Annotated in this window: 13 protein-coding genes; 3 read left to right on the plus strand and 10 right to left on the minus strand. The window is 69.9% G+C overall.

Annotation, left to right across the window (positions count from 1 at the left end):
• Positions 1-11 precede the first annotated feature (11 nt).
• Both ACFUPX_RS20275 and ACFUPX_RS20280 read left to right on the plus strand, forming a co-directional pair.
• Positions 12-1,652 (plus strand): ATP-binding protein, encoded by a 1,641-nt coding sequence (locus ACFUPX_RS20275; protein ID WP_383324024.1) that lies wholly within the window; start codon positions 12-14, stop codon positions 1,650-1,652.
• Positions 1,649-2,329 carry a response regulator gene (locus ACFUPX_RS20280; RefSeq protein WP_383324027.1) on the plus strand — a complete coding sequence of 227 codons (681 nt, stop codon included), beginning with the start codon at positions 1,649-1,651 and terminating at the stop codon, positions 2,327-2,329. The genes ACFUPX_RS20275 and ACFUPX_RS20280 overlap by 4 nt, the downstream gene beginning before the upstream one ends.
• Positions 2,330-2,335: 6 nt before the next feature.
• Here the strand turns inward: ACFUPX_RS20280 and ACFUPX_RS20285 are convergent, their stop codons facing one another.
• The 6 genes from ACFUPX_RS20285 to ACFUPX_RS20310 all read right to left on the minus strand — a co-directional run bounded on the left by ACFUPX_RS20285 (position 2,336) and on the right by ACFUPX_RS20310 (position 9,246).
• Complete coding sequence (locus ACFUPX_RS20285; RefSeq protein WP_383324030.1) at positions 2,336-3,928, minus strand: cation acetate symporter; 1,593 nt, start codon at positions 3,926-3,928, stop codon at positions 2,336-2,338.
• Positions 3,925-4,476, minus strand: coding sequence for a DUF485 domain-containing protein (locus ACFUPX_RS20290; RefSeq protein ID WP_383324033.1), 552 nt, complete (start codon positions 4,474-4,476; stop codon positions 3,925-3,927). Before ACFUPX_RS20290 ends, ACFUPX_RS20285 begins: the two co-directional genes overlap by 4 nt.
• 125 nt (positions 4,477-4,601) lie before the next feature.
• On the minus strand, positions 4,602-5,294 hold the full coding sequence (locus ACFUPX_RS20295; protein ID WP_383324035.1) for a response regulator: 693 nt from the start codon (positions 5,292-5,294) through the stop codon (positions 4,602-4,604).
• A complete protein-coding gene (locus ACFUPX_RS20300; protein WP_383324038.1) occupies positions 5,291-6,433 on the minus strand; it encodes a sensor histidine kinase in 1,143 nt (380 codons plus the stop codon). Before ACFUPX_RS20300 ends, ACFUPX_RS20295 begins: the two co-directional genes overlap by 4 nt.
• The gene (locus ACFUPX_RS20305; protein ID WP_383324041.1) at positions 6,430-6,942 is read right to left on the minus strand and encodes a DUF1453 domain-containing protein; all 513 of its coding nucleotides are present in this window, start codon (positions 6,940-6,942) and stop codon (positions 6,430-6,432) included. Before ACFUPX_RS20305 ends, ACFUPX_RS20300 begins: the two co-directional genes overlap by 4 nt.
• 180 nt (positions 6,943-7,122) lie before the next feature.
• The gene (locus ACFUPX_RS20310; RefSeq protein ID WP_383324044.1) at positions 7,123-9,246 is read right to left on the minus strand and encodes a type IIA DNA topoisomerase subunit B; all 2,124 of its coding nucleotides are present in this window, start codon (positions 9,244-9,246) and stop codon (positions 7,123-7,125) included.
• Between the two features lie 440 nt (positions 9,247-9,686).
• Between ACFUPX_RS20310 and ACFUPX_RS20315 the strand changes: the two genes are divergently transcribed.
• Positions 9,687-9,914, plus strand: coding sequence for a hypothetical protein (locus ACFUPX_RS20315; RefSeq protein WP_351173659.1), 228 nt, complete (start codon positions 9,687-9,689; stop codon positions 9,912-9,914).
• Positions 9,915-10,083: 169 nt separating this feature from the next.
• Here ACFUPX_RS20315 and ACFUPX_RS20320 read toward each other — a convergent pair whose 3' ends face one another.
• The 4 genes from ACFUPX_RS20320 to ACFUPX_RS20335 all read right to left on the minus strand — a co-directional run bounded on the left by ACFUPX_RS20320 (position 10,084) and on the right by ACFUPX_RS20335 (position 16,002).
• Positions 10,084-10,914: a S1 family peptidase gene (locus tag ACFUPX_RS20320; RefSeq protein ID WP_383324048.1), complete on the minus strand. Its 831-nt coding sequence runs from the start codon at positions 10,912-10,914 to the stop codon at positions 10,084-10,086.
• Between the two features lie 163 nt (positions 10,915-11,077).
• Positions 11,078-12,622, minus strand: coding sequence for an RNA polymerase sigma factor (locus ACFUPX_RS20325; RefSeq protein ID WP_383324051.1), 1,545 nt, complete (start codon positions 12,620-12,622; stop codon positions 11,078-11,080).
• A gap of 420 nt (positions 12,623-13,042) precedes the next feature.
• A complete protein-coding gene (locus ACFUPX_RS20330) occupies positions 13,043-13,930 on the minus strand; it encodes a FadR/GntR family transcriptional regulator (protein ID WP_383324054.1) in 888 nt (295 codons plus the stop codon).
• Between the two features lie 161 nt (positions 13,931-14,091).
• Positions 14,092-16,002 carry an ATP-binding cassette domain-containing protein gene (locus tag ACFUPX_RS20335; RefSeq protein WP_383324057.1) on the minus strand — a complete coding sequence of 637 codons (1,911 nt, stop codon included), beginning with the start codon at positions 16,000-16,002 and terminating at the stop codon, positions 14,092-14,094.
• Positions 16,003-16,029: the final 27 nt, after the last annotated feature.

Genomic DNA, 16,029 nt, shown 5'->3' on the forward strand with positions numbered 1-16,029 from the left:
CGTTCGTACACATGAGCCCCTCCTCCCCGGCCCGAAGACTCCGCCTCGGCCTGCCGCGGCGCGTCTTCTCGCAGGTGCTGCTGATGCAGCTGGCGATCGCCGCCGGGGTCGCCGTGCTCGCCACCGGGCTCTTCCTGGCGCCGCTCAGCGATCAGCTGGACGACCAGGCGATGCGCCGCGCGCTGGCCATCGCACAGACCACGGCCGCCCAGCCGCACATCGCCGATGACCTGCGCTCCTCGAAGCCGACGGCCGACGGGCCCGTGCAGGCCGAGGCGGACCGGATCCGGCGTGCGAGTGGCGCCGAGTACGTCGTGATCATGAACAAGGACGGCGTTCGCTGGTCCCACACCGACCACGAGGAGATCGGCCGGGTCGTCTCGACCGACCCCAGCGACGCGCTCGCCGGGGGCGAGATCATGGAGATCGACGACGGCACGCTGGGCCGCTCGGCCCGCGGCAAGGTGCCGCTGCGGGACATCGACGGGGACATCGTGGGCGCCGTCTCCGTAGGCATCGAGTACGACAGCGTGCGCGACCGGCTCATCCACGCGATCCCCGGGCTCTTCGCGTACGCGGGCGGAGCGCTCGCCGTCGGGGCGCTCGCCGCCTATCTGATCTCACGCAGGGTGCAGCGGCAGACACGTGACCTGGCCTTCTCCGATATCTCAGCCCTCCTTGCGGAACGCGAGGCCATGCTGCACAGCATCCGCGAAGGCGTCGTCGCACTGGACCGCGCCGGTCGCGTCCGCCTCCTCAACGACGAGGCCCAGCGCCTCCTGGGCCTCGGCACGGAAGCCATCGGGCAGCCGCTCGACACCGCACTGGGTCCGGGCCGTACGACCGACGTGCTCGCGGGACGGGTCACGGGCACCGACCTCCTGACCGTCCGCGGCCAGCGCGTCCTGATCGCCAACCGCATGCCCACGGACGACGGAGGCGCCGTCGCCACCCTGCGCGACCGCACCGAACTGGAGCAGCTGGGCCGCGAACTGGACTCCACCCGCGGCCTCATCGACGCCCTGCGCGCCCAGGACCACGAGCACGCCAACCGCATGCACACGCTGCTCGGACTCCTGGAACTGGAGATGTACGAAGAAGCCGCGGAGTTCGTCGGCGAGGTGGCGGGCGCGCACCGCGTGACCGCCGAGCAGATCACGGAGAAGATCGGCGATCCGCTGCTCGCCGCACTCCTGGTGGGCAAGGCCACGGTCGCCGCCGAGCGTGGCGTCGTGCTCGCCGTGCCGCGCGACACCGCACTGCCCGACCGCCTGATCGACCCGGGCGGCCTCGTCACCATCGTCGGCAACCTGGTCGACAACGCGCTCGACGCGGCGGCGGGCACTCTCCACGCGCGCGTGGAGGTCGATGTGCGCACCGAGGGGCGCACGGTCGTCCTCCAGGTGAGCGATACGGGCCCTGGGGTACCGTCCGAGCAGCGCGAGACGATCTTCACGGAGGGCTGGTCCACCAAGGAGCCCCCGGCGCACGGCAAGCGGGGTATCGGGCTCGCCCTGGTCCGCAGGCTCGCCGAGCGGCAGGGCGGCAGCGCGCGGGCCGACGCGTCGCCCGAGGGAGGCGCCGAGTTCACCGTCGTCCTGCCCGAAGCGCTCGCCCAGGCCGACCTCGCCCCCACGGAGGAGTCACGATGATCGAGGTGCTCGTCGTGGACGACGACGTCCGGGTCGCGGACGTCAACGCCGCCTATGTGGCGAAGGTCCCCGGTTTCCACGTGGCGGCGAAGGCCCACAGCGCGGCCGAGGCGCTGCGGCTCGTCGAGGAGCTCCCCGTCGATCTGGTGCTCCTGGACCACTATCTGCCGGACGAGACGGGTCTCGCGGTGGTCCGTACGCTGCGTGAGCGCGGCCACGAGACCGACGTGATCATGGTGACCGCCGCGCGTGATGTCGCCACCGTCCAGGCCGCGATGCGCCACGGCGCCCTGCAGTACCTGGTCAAACCGTTCTCCTACGCGGGACTTCGCGCCAAGCTCGACGCGTACGCCATCCTGCGCCGGACCCTGGACGGCGGGGGCGAGGCGGAGCAGGCCGAGGTCGACCGGATCTTCGGCGCCCTCTCGGCGACTCCGGCGCCCGAGCTGCCCAAGGGGCACTCCCCCACCACGGCCGAGCTGGTCCGCAGGGCCCTGATGGGCGCCGAGGGGCCGCTCTCCGCCCAGGAGTTGGCGGACCGCACGCGACTGAGCCGGCAGACCGCCCAGCGCTATCTGAAGCTCCTGGAGCGCTCGGGCCGCGTCCGGCTCAGCCTCAAGTACGGCGACACGGGCCGCCCGGAGCACCGCTACGCATGGGCGCCCAGCGCTTCGTAGCCTTCGTCACGCCGCCCCCGCCCCGGTGAGCGAGCGCACCTCGGTCTCCGCGTGCTTGGCCTCGTCCGCGGGCTCCGGTGAGGTGACGGTGCCCAGCCATCCGGCAAGGAAGCCCAGCGGGATGGAGACGAGCCCCGGGTTCTCCAGCGGGAAGTACTGGAAGTCCGTCCCGGGGAAGAGGGAGCTCGGCCCTCCGGAGACCACGGGTGACAGCAGGACGAGCACCAGGGAAGGCACCAGGCCCCCGTAGACCGACCAGACCGCGCCCCGGGTGGTGAAGTTCCGCCAGAACAGCGAGTAGAGCAGCACGGGCAGATTCGCGGACGCGGCGACCGCGAAGGCGAGGCCCACCAGGAACGCCACGTTGAGATCCCGGGCGAGCAGCCCCAGGGCGATCGCGACCACGCCGATCCCGGCGGCGGCCAGACGCGCCACCGCCACCTCGCTGCGCGGCTTCGCGTTCTTGCGCCGCAGCGACGCGTACAGGTCGTGGGCCACGGACGCCGACGAGGCCAGCGTGATCCCGGCGACGACGGCGAGGATCGTGGCGAAGGCGATGGCGGCGACGATCGCGAACAGAACCGTTCCGCCTGTGGTGTCCGCGCCGCCGCCGAGATCGAGCGCGAGGAGGGGAACTGCCGTGTTCCCCGCGGCATTCGATCCCCGCACGGCATCGGAGCCCACGATCGCGGCGGCGCCGAAGCCGAGCACGATCGTCATCAGGTAGAAGCTGCCGATGAGCCCGATGGACCAGACGACGGAGCGGCGGGCGGCGCGCGCGGTCGGCACCGTGTAGAAGCGGGAGAGGATGTGCGGAAGACCGGCCGTGCCGAGGACGAGCGCGAGCCCGAGGCTGATGAAGTCCAGGCGCGAGGTCCAGTCGCCGCCGTACTTCAGCCCTGGCGCGAGGAACTGGCTGCCGTGTCCGCTGCGGTCGGCCGCCGTCCGCAGCAACTGGTCGAAGTCGCCGTGGAATCGCACCAGAACGAGCACGGTCAGCGCGATCGCGCCGCACATCAGCAGGACCGCCTTGACGATCTGGATCCAGGTGGTGGCCCGCATCCCTCCCAACGACACATAGATGACCATGAGCGCGCCGACGCCGATGACCGTCCAGGTCTGTGCCGCCTCGCTCGTCCCGCCGAGCAGCAGCGCGACCAGTGAGCCCGCCCCCACCATCTGCGCCACCAGATAGAGAACGGACACGGTCACCGAGGAAGTTCCCGCCGCGATGCGTACGGGCCGCTCCCGCATCCGGGAGGCGACGACATCGGCGAGCGTGAACCGGCCGCAGTTGCGCACCAGTTCGGCCACCAGGAACAGCACGACCAGCCAGGCGACCAGGAATCCCACCGAGTAGAGCAGCCCGTCGTACCCGAAGAGCGCGATCAGTCCGGAGATGCCGAGGAAGGAGGCGGCCGACATGTAGTCGCCCGCGATGGCGAAACCGTTCTCCATCGGCGAGAAGAGCCGCCCGCCCGCGTAGAACTCCTCCGCCGAGCCGTGCCGGTTGCGGCTCACCCACGTCGTGATGGCGAGCGTGACGGCCACGAACACGCCGAACAGCAGGAGCGCGAGCGTCTGGTGGTTCCCGGTCATCGCTCGCTCCCCCTGGCCGGTTCCTGCTCGCTGCGCTGATCGTGCTCCCGCTGGTCCAGGATCCGTTTCTGGTCCTGCTCCCGCTTCTGCTCGAACACGGCCCAGCGCAGATCGAGCGCCGCGCGATCCCTCCTCAGCCGGGCATGCCGGGCATACGCCCAGGTCAGCAGGAAGGTCGAGAGGAACTGCCCGAGGCCGGCGAGCATCGCGACGTTCACCGCTCCGGCGACGGGCCGCGCCATAAGGCCGGGCGCCGTCGTCGCCGTCACGACATAGGCGACGTACCAGGTGAAGAAGACGGCCACCCCGGGGACGACGAACCGCCGGTAGCGGCTGCGCACCTCCTGGAAGGCAGCACTGCGCTGGACCTCCAGATAGATGTCGGCCGCGGTCGCGCTCCGCTCCGGCGCGGCTCGGGGCGGTGCCACGGGCGCCGGCGCACCCGTGCCGTCCAACTCGCCCCATCCGGAAGCAAGCGCGTCGTACCAGGGATCCCTCGGATCTCCGGTCCGCGCCTGCCCGGCATCGCGCCCGTCGTGCTTCTCCACCGAACTCTCCTTGTCCGCAGCCTTGTTCGGCTGCGTGCCCAAGGATGGACAGAACGGGAAGATCCCTGACTCTTCCCTCCCTTCTCTTCACCCCATCAGGTGAAGGACCTCATCAACGACCTCACTCAGGTCGGCCTGGCGCTCGGGGGCTTGGCGAGCCCGTGCCCGTAGGCGTAACGGACGGCCTGCGCACGGTCCTTGAGCCCGGTCTTGGCGAAGAGATTGTTGATGTGCGTCTTCACCGTCGCCGTGGAGACATGCATCGCGCGGGCGATCTCCTGGTTCGACATGCCCTCGGCGATCAGGACGAGCACTTCGGTCTCACGCGTGGTGAGACCGTCGGGCGGCTCCGGTGCGGGCGCGGCCTGCTCGGGCTCCGACAGCCGCTCCAGCAGTCGCCGCTGGATCTGCGGCGAGAGCCCCGCGTCGCCCGAGAGCACGTCCTCCACGGCCCGCACGATCTCGTCCCCACCGGCGTCCTTGGTCAGATAGCCGCGCGCACCGGCTCTCAGCGCGGGGAACAGCGAGTCGTCGTCGACGAAGGTCGTCAGCACGACGACCTGCGTGTCCGGGTACTCGGCGCGGATACGGCGGGTGGCCTCCGCGCCGTCGACCCGGGGCATGCGCAGGTCCATCAGGACGACATCCGGAGCGAGTTCGGCGACGAGCCGAACGGCCTCCTCGCCGTCACCCCCGGAACCGACGACCTCGATACCGGGCAGCAATCCCAGCAGCATCACGATGCCCTCGCGCACCACGGTCTGATCGTCGACCACGACCACCCGCGCCGGCGCCTTGGCGCCGCCCTCCATGGTCATGTGGGCACCTTCAGCGTCACGATGAAGCCTTCCTCGCCAGGTCCCGCCGTAAGGGAGCCACCCAGCAGCTCGGCCCGCTCCCGCATACCGAGCAGACCGTACCCGGCCCCGGAGACGGCGAGCTCTCCCGGCGTTCCGCCCGTATCCCGCACATCCAGCGTCACTTCACCCTCTCCGTACGCCAGACGCACGACCACCCTGGCACCCGGGGCGTGCTTGCGGACGTTCGTGAGAGCCTCCTGCGCGACGCGGCGCACCGCCTGTGACGCCTCGGCGGGCAGAGCGCGCCGCGCCCCCTGCACGGACACCGAAGCCTTGTCCGACGCGACCAGGTCGCGCAGGAAGTCCTCGACCGGCGTCATCTCACCGCGCAGCGCGGAGAGTGCCTGCCGGGTCTCCGAGAGCCCTTCGCGAGCCATGGACCGCGCCGCCACCACGCGCTCGAGAATCTGCTCGCGTGTCGCCTCCCCCTCGATCAGCAGACGCGCCGCCTCCAGGTGGACGAGCTGCGCGGAGAGGCTGTGCGCGAGCACGTCGTGGATCTCCCGGGCGATGCGGGCCCGCTCCGCCAGCGCGGCCGTCTCGGCCTCCGCGGTGCGGGCCGCCCGCTCCTGGGTGAGCAGCCGCTGGGCGTTGCCCCGCGCGTCGGCGTCGAGCCGCAGGGTGTACCCGGCCAGTGCGAGGCCGATGACGATGAGGCCCGTCACAAGCCAGTTGTCGTTGTTGGACGCGGCGAACGCGGCCATCGCCAGGGGCACACAGACCGCGGCCGCGGCGAGCGGCATCCGCTCAAGCGACAGGACTGCCGTACCGCACCAGAGGACGAGCGCAAGCACCCTCCAGTCGCCCGCCTGCGCGGCATATCCGCACCCCATCAGCAGGACGAGCAGGGTGGCCGACGGCCACAGCCGCCGATCGAACGACGTGCGGAAATACGCCCAGGCAAGCCCGGCACAGAGCACGACCAGGCCCACGCCCGCCACCAGGCGCCAGCCCCTGTCGTGGTGGAACGCCTCCCACAGCAGGCTGCCCGCGATCACCACCCGCACGAACCTGACGAACCACAGCCGGGCGGGGCTCTGCCCTTCCCGGGTGAGCGCTTCCCGGGAGGGCCAGCTCATCCACCGGTCCGAGATCACACGGGGTCCTTCCGCATCGGCTCGTACGCCGCGTCCGCAACACCGTACGACGGGCGGAACAGGCCGGCCCGCTGCGCCAGCATGCCGCTGCGCACCAGAAGCGTGGCCGCGAGGGCCAGCATCAGGGCGGCACTGCCCTGCCGCACCCCCAGCAGGGCCCCGACGCCGAACAGGCCGAGCCGCAGCCCGATCCCGACGCCCCAGACGATGGCCGTGGCCTTGGTCCCCTTGCCCCACACGGCGCCGTCCGGCGCCGTCCACACATGGGTGGTCCGCGCCCACCCGAAGCCGATGGCCAGACCGACCAGCAGCTCAGCGCCGAGCAGGACGACGGCCGCCGCCTGGTGATGGGGATCCAGCACGTCGGGCTCACGCACGGCCAGGAAGACCAGCACGGCGGGTATGACCCACCAGCGCCTGTCCGTGGTGATCTGCTGCGCCTTGAACTGGCGCACGATCACCAACGCGACGACGGCACAGACCACCACAACATTGGCGAGCCCGGACATGACGGCCTCCGTGGGACGAGGAAGTACGGAGCCGACCCGAAGTGGATCGACGCCTTCGACGCTACGGAAAAGACCTGGTCAGAACATCGGAGCAGGGGTGGAACGTGGGTGGAGCCAAGGGCTCCACCCACGGGTGGAGTGCGTTCCGTACGGGCGGAACACACCGGCCTCGCGCAAGGGCTACGCGTCGATGCGCGACCGGTCCAGCGTCGCCGCCGAGCTCGTGATGAATTCCTTGCGGGGCGCCACGTCATTGCCCATCAGCAGATCGAAGACCTGCTCGGCGGCGTCCAGGTCGCCGATGTTGACCCGCCGCAGAGTACGGAAGCGGGGGTCCATGGTCGTCTCCGCGAGCTGGTCCGCGTCCATCTCGCCGAGGCCCTTGTAGCGCTGGATGGAGTCCTTGAAGCGGATTCCCTTGCGCTGGTACTCCAGGAGCGTCTCGCGCAGCTCGTTGTCCGAGTACGTGTAGACGTACTTGTCCTGGCCCTTCTTCGGCTGGCTCAGCTCGATCCGGTGCAGGGGCGGCACGGCCGCGAAGACCCGGCCCGCCTCCACCATCGGGCGCATGTAGCGCTGGAAGAGGGTGAGCAGCAGGATCCGGATGTGCGCGCCGTCGACATCGGCGTCGACGAGAAGAATGATCTTCCCGTAGCGCGCCGCGTCGATGTCGAAGGTCCGGCCGGACCCTGCCCCTATGACCTGGATGATCGCGCCGCACTCGGCGTTCTTCAGCATGTCCGTCACGGACGCCTTCTGAACGTTGAGAATCTTGCCGCGGATCGGCAGGAGAGCCTGGAACTCGGAGTTCCGTGCCAGCTTGGCGGTGCCGAGCGCCGAGTCGCCCTCGACGATGAACAGCTCACTGCGCTCGACGTCGTCACTGCGGCAGTCGGCGAGCTTCGCGGGCAGCGATGACGATTCCAGGGCCGTCTTGCGGCGCTGGGCGTCCTTGTGCTGACGTGCGGCGATGCGCGTACGGGCCGCGGCGACCGCCTTCTCCATGACCGCGCGGGCCTGCGCCTTGGCGTCGCGCTTGGTGGACGTCAGGAACGCCTTCAGCTCCTTGGCGATGACGTTCGCCACGATCCTGTTGGCCGCCGAGGTGCCCAGCACCTCCTTGGTCTGGCCCTCGAACTGCGGCTCGGCGAGCCGGACCGTGACGACCGCGGTCAGGCCCTCCAGGGCGTCGTCCTTGACGATGTCGTCCTCGGCGACGCGCAGCACCTTCTGGGTGCGCAGCACCTCGTTCATCGTCTTCGTGAGGGAGCGCTCGAAGCCCGACACGTGGGTGCCGCCCTTGGGGGTGGCGATGATGTTGACGAAGGACCGCAGCGTCGTGTCGTACCCCGTGCCCCAGCGCATCGCGACGTCCACGACGAGATCACGGGTGACCTCGGTGGGGGTCATCTGGCCGTGGTCGTCGAGGACCGGGACGGTCTCCTTGAAGCTGCCCTGCCCGGAGAGGCGCAGGACGTCGCAGACGGCCTTGTCCTGCGCCAGGTACTCACAGAACTCGCTGATGCCGCCGTCGAAGCGGAAGGATTCCTCGCCCTTGGTGCCGCCCTCGCCGAGGCCGTACTCGTCGCGTACGACGATGGTCAGGCCCGGCACCAGGAAGGCGGTCTGCCGGGCGCGCTGGTGCAGCGTATCGAGGTTGAGCTTGGCGTCCTTGAGGAAGATCTGGCGGTCGGCCCAGTAGCGCACGCGGGTGCCGGTGCGGTTCTTGGGGATCTTCTTGGCCTTGCGCAGCGTGGCCGACGAGTCGAAGTCGGCATCGGGGCCGGGCTTGGCGAAGGCTCCGGGGACACCACGACGGAAGCTGATCGCGTGGGTGTGCCCCGCGCGGTCCACCTCTACGTCGAGGCGCGCGGACAGGGCGTTCACCACGGAGGCACCCACACCATGCAGGCCGCCGGAGGCGGCGTACGAGCCACCGCCGAACTTGCCGCCCGCGTGGAGCTTCGTCATGACGACCTCGACTCCGGAGAGGCCGGTCTTGGGCTCGACATCCACCGGGATGCCTCGGCCGTTGTCCCGGACCTCTACGGAGGCGTCGTCGTGGAGGATGACTTCGATGTGGTCGCAGTAGTTGCCCAAGGCCTCATCGACGGAGTTGTCGATGATCTCCCAGAGGCAGTGCAGCAGGCCACGGCTGTCCGTGGACCCGATGTACATGCCCGGACGCTTACGAACGGCTTCGAGCCCCTCCAGGACGAGCAGGTGCCGCGCGGTGTAGTTGGAACCGTCCCGGTCTGCTCCGGTCAGCAACGCTGTGGACGGCACGGACGTCTCGGCGGTCACGCGGTTCGCTCCTCGCTGAATTTCAAAAGGGGTCCTTTGGGGTAAGGACCCGGCTTCGGTTGCCGCTCAGAGGGTACCGAGGCCTGGTAGAGCCGTTGTCACGCCACCCTCGTCTCAACTCACACTAGTCCAGTGCCGCACGCATGTTCGATCCCTCGATGGAGTGAAGCGCACGTCACGTTCCCTTCCAGGCATGAACCATTTAGGCTCCGGGCACGTCCTCATGAACAACCGGCAACCCAGCCGGCGGACGACCGACCTGACAGACAGCGCGAAACCGTACGACACGTAAGAGACGTAATACGGCACATTCGCCGCCAACCGGCAGCAGACAGCCGCCTCGGAAAAAACTTCGAGGAAAAGCCACGAGCGGGAACGTTTTCGGCCTGGTTGGATGTTGACCCTGGTACGACAGCTCGTCGAGCTAGAGAAGAGGCGACGTGACTACTGTTCTGACCCCCGCGAGCCCCCTGACGGCCGCTGATCGCTGCGACCGCTGCGGCGCCCAGGCTTACCTGCGCGTCGTCCTGTTGAGCGGCGGTGAACTGCTCTTCTGCGCCCACCACGGACGCAAGTTCGAGCCGGAACTCAAGAAGATCGCCGCTGAGATACAGGACGAGACGGAGCGGCTTACGGCCGTCCCGGAAACCACCGACGAGGATCGCTGACACCTCGCACCCACGACGAGCCATCCGGCGCACGCCAGGCCGGTGACCGGGCGGCCGACCCTGCCAACCCCAGGGGCGGCCGCCCGCTCGCGTTACACGGGCACCCAGACACCTTCTCGGCGGCCTCTCGCGGCGTGCCACCCTCCCCGCGCGAGAGACTGCCGCGTTTTCAGCCGCGCAGAGGCATGTCCCGCGCGACACCCGAGATCCGCGTGTAGACCCCGGGGCTCCCGGCCCGCCCACAGCCGCTCCCCCACGACACCAGGCCGATCAGCCGGCCGCGTGCGACGAGCGGACCACCGCTGTCGCCCTGGCAGGCGTCCCGCCCGCCCTTGGTCTCCCCCGCGCACAGCATGGATGCGGCCGCGTACGTTCCGTCGGAATTCCCCGGGTAGGCCTCACCGCACGTCGCGTCAGGCAGTACGCGCACCTGCGCGGAACGCAACGAACGCGCGTAATCACCCGCTCCCGTCGTGTCACCCCACCCGTAGACGGCCGCGCGCGTCCCGGGTTCGTACGCCTGGTCCCCCTCCCCCGCCATGGGGATCGCGTAGCTCTGCGGAAGCGGGCTCGCCAGGGTCAGCACCGCGACGTCACCTGAGTTCGAGTGGGAGTCGTACTCCGGATTGACCGCCGCCTGGCGCACCGGAATCTCACGCCCCTGGGACGTGCCGAGATCCTCCCGGCCCGCGATCACCTTCAGGTCACCCATCTCGCGCAGCCGCACCCCAAGGACTTCCTCACCCAGGCAGTGCGCCGCGGTGAGGACCGTCGACGGCCCGACCACCACGCCTCCGCAGAACTGCCCCGAGCGCGTACCCCCGAACCGGTCACGGCTGGACAGCGCCACCACCCAGGGGCTGTCGGCCACCCGGACCGGACTGCCCCCGATGACGACGCTGTCGGCCTCCGCGGGGGCCGGAGAGGCCAGCGGCAGCACCGCCACCGGGGCGACAAGGGCCAATGCCGCCGTAAATGTTCGGGCGAAAGGACGAGGCATGCGAACTCCTCACTCTGGGTTGCCATGGCACACCCACAGTGATCCAGTGCGGCACGCCCCGCACCCGCGCCACGCGCGTCCGTGCCAGGGCGAACACATCGGACAAACAGAAGACCCGAAGCCTCGCGGGAGGCTTCGGGTCTTCCTTGTGGAGCGCTGGTGACTAGTCGAGGTAGTCGCGCAGGACCTGCGAACGCGACGGGTGACGCAGCTTCGACATCGTCTTCGACTCGATCTGACGGATGCGCTCACGCGTCACTCCGTAGACCTTGCCGATCTCGTCGAGGGTCTTCGGCTGGCCGTCGGTGAGACCGAAGCGCATGGAGACCACGCCCGCCTCACGCTCGGACAGGGTGTCGAGCACGGAGTGCAGCTGCTCCTGCAGGAGCGTGAAGCTCACCGCGTCGGCCGGGACGACCGCTTCGGAGTCCTCGATGAGGTCACCGAACTCGCTGTCGCCGTCCTCACCCAGGGGGGTGTGGAGGGAGATCGGCTCGCGGCCGTACTTCTGGACCTCGATGACCTTCTCCGGGGTCATGTCGAGTTCCTTGGCCAGCTCCTCCGGGGTGGGCTCACGGCCCAGGTCCTGGAGCATCTGGCGCTGCACACGCGCGAGCTTGTTGATGACCTCGACCATGTGCACCGGGATACGGATGGTGCGGGCCTGGTCGGCCATGGCGCGGGTGATCGCCTGACGGATCCACCAGGTGGCGTACGTGGAGAACTTGTAGCCCTTGGTGTAGTCGAACTTCTCGACCGCGCGGATCAGACCGAGGTTGCCCTCCTGGATGAGGTCCAGGAAGAGCATGCCGCGACCGGTGTAGCGCTTGGCCAGGGAGACCACCAGACGGAGGTTGGCCTCCAGGAGGTGGTTCTTGGCGCGGCGCCCGTCCTCGGCGATGATCTCCAGCTCGCGCTTGAGTTTCGGCGCGAGCTTGTCGGCGTTCGCCAGCTTGTCCTCGGCGAACAGGCCGGCCTCGATGCGCTTGGCGAGCTCGACCTCCTGCTCCGCGTTGAGGAGCGGGACCTTGCCGATCTGCTTCAGGTAGTCCTTGACGGGGTCGGCGGTGGCACCGGCCGCGGCGACCTGCTGGGCCGGGGCGTCGTCCTCGTCCTCGTCGGACAGCACGAAGCCTGCCTGGGGACCTTCCTCCGTGGACTCGCCCTCACCGGGCTTGCCCTTGGCGGGCGTCTCCTCGGTGGCCTCGTCGTCCACCATCTCGTCGTCCTGCTTGGACGACTTCTTTGCCGTCGCCTTCTTGGCGACGGTCTTCTTGGCGACGGCCTTCTTTGCCGTCGTCTTCTTGGCTGCGACCTTCTTCGCGGGCGCGTCCTCAGCTGCGACATCTGCGGCCGACGCCTCGGGGGCGGCAGTCGCGGTGGCCTGCTTCGCCGTGGCCGTCTTGACCGCGACGGTCTTGGTCGCGGTGCGCTTGGCCGGGCTCTTCGCTGCGACGCTCTTGCGGGGGCGCTTCGGCTCCGCGGCACTGACCATCAGCGTCACACCCTCTTCCTCGAGGATCTGGTTGAGGCTGCGCAGAACGTTCTTCCACTGAGTGGCCGGAATCTGGTCAGCTTCGAAGGCACGACGCACGTCATCGCCGGCGATCTGCCCATCAGCCTTTCCCCGCTCGATGAGCGCCATGACAGAGACGGATTCGGCGATCTCCGGCGGGAGCGTACGGGATGTGCTGGCCGACACGAACAACCTCTCGGAACGTTGGAAAACGGCTTCCGGCCCCGTCCATTGTGGACCAGGACCGACGACCGACGACTGGGGATGGGCCGACGGCGCAGGCGGGGCCGGGGAGCTACACAGCGTCGCGAACGACTGCTGTATTCCCTCCTCGGCTATCACCTCTTAGGTCATCGCGCTGCCCCGACGAGCGTTACGCCCAATCTACGTGGCCCGAGTCACACCCCGTAAGCGCTCAAAAGCGGCCGGATGCGGTCAGAAGCGCCCAGACCTAGGCCGTGATGGCCCTCCAGACGGCTACAGCCGCGTCGCCGGGTCCCTGCCGGATCCCCGAGGAACCCGCAGAGGCCCGGCGACGGCACCGCGCCAACGGAGTGATGAGGTCGGGCCGCGAGGCACACGAGCGAGCCGAACGGACGCAGACCCTGCTCGTCAGTGCTCGCGGGGGGCGGGCACGACGCGCTCCACCTCAGGGTGGACCGTGAGCAGCTGACGCATGGCGGCCTCGGCGCCGGGGCCGTCGCCCGCACCGAGGGCGTCGACGATGCGCGAGTGGTGGACCAGGGACGCCTCGGTGGGACGGTCGCAGCCGGTGATCGGGCCGCCCGAGACCTGGAGCGCCGCGGAGACGATGCCGGACAGGTGCTCCAGCATGCGGTTGCTCGCGAGCTGGATGAGCAGCGAGTGGAACTCCGCGTCGGCGCGGGAGAAGGTGATCCCGTCGCCCTGGCTCAGGGCGTGGCCCATGATCTCGACCATGTCGGCGAGCCGCTGCTGCACCTCGTCGCGGCCGTGGCCCGCGGCGAGCCGGGCGGCGAGGGGCTCGATCGTCCAGCGCAGCTCGCCGAGCTCACGGCGCTGGTCGTCGCGCTGCGGCCCGAACGCGCGCCACTCGATGATGTCCGGGTCGAGCAGGTTCCAGTCACTGACGGGCCGCACGCGCGTACCGACATTGGGCCTGGCGCTGACCAGGCCCTTGGCTTCGAGTACACGCAGCGATTCGCGGACGACGGTGCGGGAGACCTCGAAACGCTGGCCGATCTCCTCGGGCACCAGCGGGCGGTCGGCACCCAGATCGCCGGAGACGATCATCTGGCCGAGCTGCTGGACGAGTTGGCCGTGCAGCCCGCGGCCGCGGTTGCCCGCGGAGCGCCGGCCCACGCGGCCGAGATCGTGGTCGGCGCTGTCCCACGAGGGCGCGACGACGCGGTCGGCACCGGGGGCCTCGGCGTAGGGGTAGCGGTCGAGTTCGCCCGGGCCGGCGAGGCCGGAGTCTGCGGAGCGGGCGGCGGTCATCATGGTGTGCGCAAGGGTACTCACGGATCCTTTGTCGGCGTGGCTCCCAAGTCCCTTGAGGTCTTTGGTGAAAAGCACACGAAAGGGTGATCGCTTACCCCGCCGCAATTGACGCCTTATCGGAAAGAAATGGGCGTTCTCCGGGGAGTTGTGCGCAGCACGGGAACAGAAGCGCCGAACGGTCCCTATCGGGCTCTGCCACGCATCCCGGTGAGCAGATAAGCGCAGAGCAGAGCGGTCACGGACAACATCAGTGCACTGCCCACGGGTTGGGCGACCATCCGGACTCCGCCCGCCAGATATCGCTCGACGCCGAACGGCCACTGCACCAGCGCCAGATCGCGCAGCCGCCCCGGCAGTCCCGCCGCCGATCGCACAGACGGCCCCTCCAAGGCTTTCTGTACGAGCGGTACGACGACGATCGGCACCGCGAGAACCGCGGCGAGGCCGGCTGTCGTCGAGCGGAAGACGCCTCCGGCGAGCACCCCCGCCCAGGCGCACCCCGCCACCAGCGCGATCCAACTCGCGCTCAGCGAAAGCCAGTCAGCGGGAACCTTCGCGAGCTCCTCTCCGTATACCAGGTGGAGCAGCGCGGCGTCGGAGACCAGGACGAGCAGACCCAGCAGCAGCGCGATGGCCGCCGCCACGAGCAATTTCGCGGAGAGCAGCCCCAGGCGGCGGGGGACGGTGCCCCGGTCGGCGGCGAGGGCGGGATGGCGGAACTCCTCCCCGAAGGCGAGGGCGCCCAGCAGCCCGGCGCCGAGCGCCGCGGGCGGCAGGGGGAGTTCCTGGGGCCAGGCCGCCAGCAGGAGCGGCTGCGGCGTGTGACCGCTCCTGGCGAGGAAGACGCAGAGAACGGCGGAGACGGCGAGCACGGCGGCCGTGGTGAGGTACCCCGTGCTGACACCGGCGGCACGGCGAAGCTCGTAGCGCAAGGGGCGAAGGGGGCTGCGGGCGGGCCGGACCGAGATGGGAGGCGGCAGGGGGGACGGCGCCACGGGAGCCCGCGGGGCGGTGATGGCGAGCGGCTCCGTGGTGGCGAGCGGGATGAGGTTCTTGGCCGCGGACACGGGCTCGGGCGCGGTCTCGCGTTCAGATTCGGGCTCGGGCTGCGCCCCCTGATCGGCCTCAGGCGGTACGTCGTCCGCTGTCGCGGCCGGTCCCTCACCGAGGGTTTCGATGACCGGTTCGGGCTCGGGAGCGGGCATCGACCCCACGCAGGGCCCCGCATCCCCGATCTCGTCCGCGAGTTGGTGGACGAGAATTCCGTGGCGGAAAGCCGTCTCTCCGATGTCGGCGCAATTGCTGCCGTACACCGAAAGCCGATTGCCGTCCTCCTTCACCACTTCGATGGAGCGCCGCCCGGCACGGGCCTCTTTGGAAAGCAGCGCGCCCAGACGTGCCGCGTGCGGACTGCGCACCGCGACCCGGGGGCGCAGCCGGGTGCGGGCGAAGTCCCCGGCTTCCTGGTCGGCGACCAGGTGGCCCTCTTCCAGCGTGACGACCCGGTCCGCGGTCCGTGCGGCCTCCTTGGCGTCGGCCGTGGAGAACAGGACGGTTCCCCCTTGAGCGGCGTGTGCGCGCAGAATGCCGTGCAGCCAGCCGCCCTCCCGGGCCGAGAGCCCGTCGGCGGGGCCGTCGAGGACGAGTGTGTGCGGGTCCGCGAGCAGTGCGCCGGCGAGGCCGAGGCGGCGGTCCATTCCGCGTGAGAGCGTGCCGAGCCGCTGATCGCGGAGGCTGACGAGCCCGACGACTTCGAGTACGTCGTCGGCGCGCTGGACGGGCACACCGGTGGCGGCACACAGCATGCGCAGGTGGCCGCGGACCGTGCGGCCGGGGTGTCCCGGAACCTCGCCGAGGAGGATGCCCACCTCACGCGACGGATGGGCGATGCGGTGCAGCGGGCGCCCTCGGAAGTAGGTGACTCCTCGGCCCTGTTGGATTTCGAGCATGAGCCTCAGCGCCGTCGTCTTACCGGCGCCCTGCGCGCCGAGCAGCGCCGTGACACGGCCTGTCCGCGCCTCGAAGGACACGTCGTCGACGGCGGGCGGCAGCTCCTGGCGGGGATTGCTGGTCAGTCCGATGGCCTGGATCATCGCTTCTCTCGCGGGATGTGCGACCGC

It is taken from the genome of Streptomyces sp. NPDC057302, from assembly GCF_042667685.1.
In the GTDB taxonomy this organism is placed as follows: Bacteria; Actinomycetota; Actinomycetes; order Streptomycetales; family Streptomycetaceae; genus Streptomyces.

What these genes read in the sequence shown, in the direction of transcription:
- ACFUPX_RS20280 (WP_383324027.1), top strand. Translation starts at nt 1,649, where the DNA reads ATGATCGAGGTGCTCGTCGTGGACGACGACGTCCGGGTCGCGGACGTC.
- ACFUPX_RS20285 (WP_383324030.1), bottom strand. Translation starts at nt 3,928, where the DNA reads ATGACCGGGAACCACCAGACGCTCGCGCTCCTGCTGTTCGGCGTGTTC.
- ACFUPX_RS20335 (WP_383324057.1), bottom strand. Translation starts at nt 16,002, where the DNA reads ATGATCCAGGCCATCGGACTGACCAGCAATCCCCGCCAGGAGCTGCCG.
- ACFUPX_RS20305 (WP_383324041.1), bottom strand. Translation starts at nt 6,942, where the DNA reads ATGTCCGGGCTCGCCAATGTTGTGGTGGTCTGTGCCGTCGTCGCGTTG.
- ACFUPX_RS20275 (WP_383324024.1), top strand. Translation starts at nt 12, where the DNA reads ATGAGCCCCTCCTCCCCGGCCCGAAGACTCCGCCTCGGCCTGCCGCGG.
- ACFUPX_RS20320 (WP_383324048.1), bottom strand. Translation starts at nt 10,914, where the DNA reads ATGCCTCGTCCTTTCGCCCGAACATTTACGGCGGCATTGGCCCTTGTC.
- ACFUPX_RS20295 (WP_383324035.1), bottom strand. Translation starts at nt 5,294, where the DNA reads ATGACCATGGAGGGCGGCGCCAAGGCGCCGGCGCGGGTGGTCGTGGTC.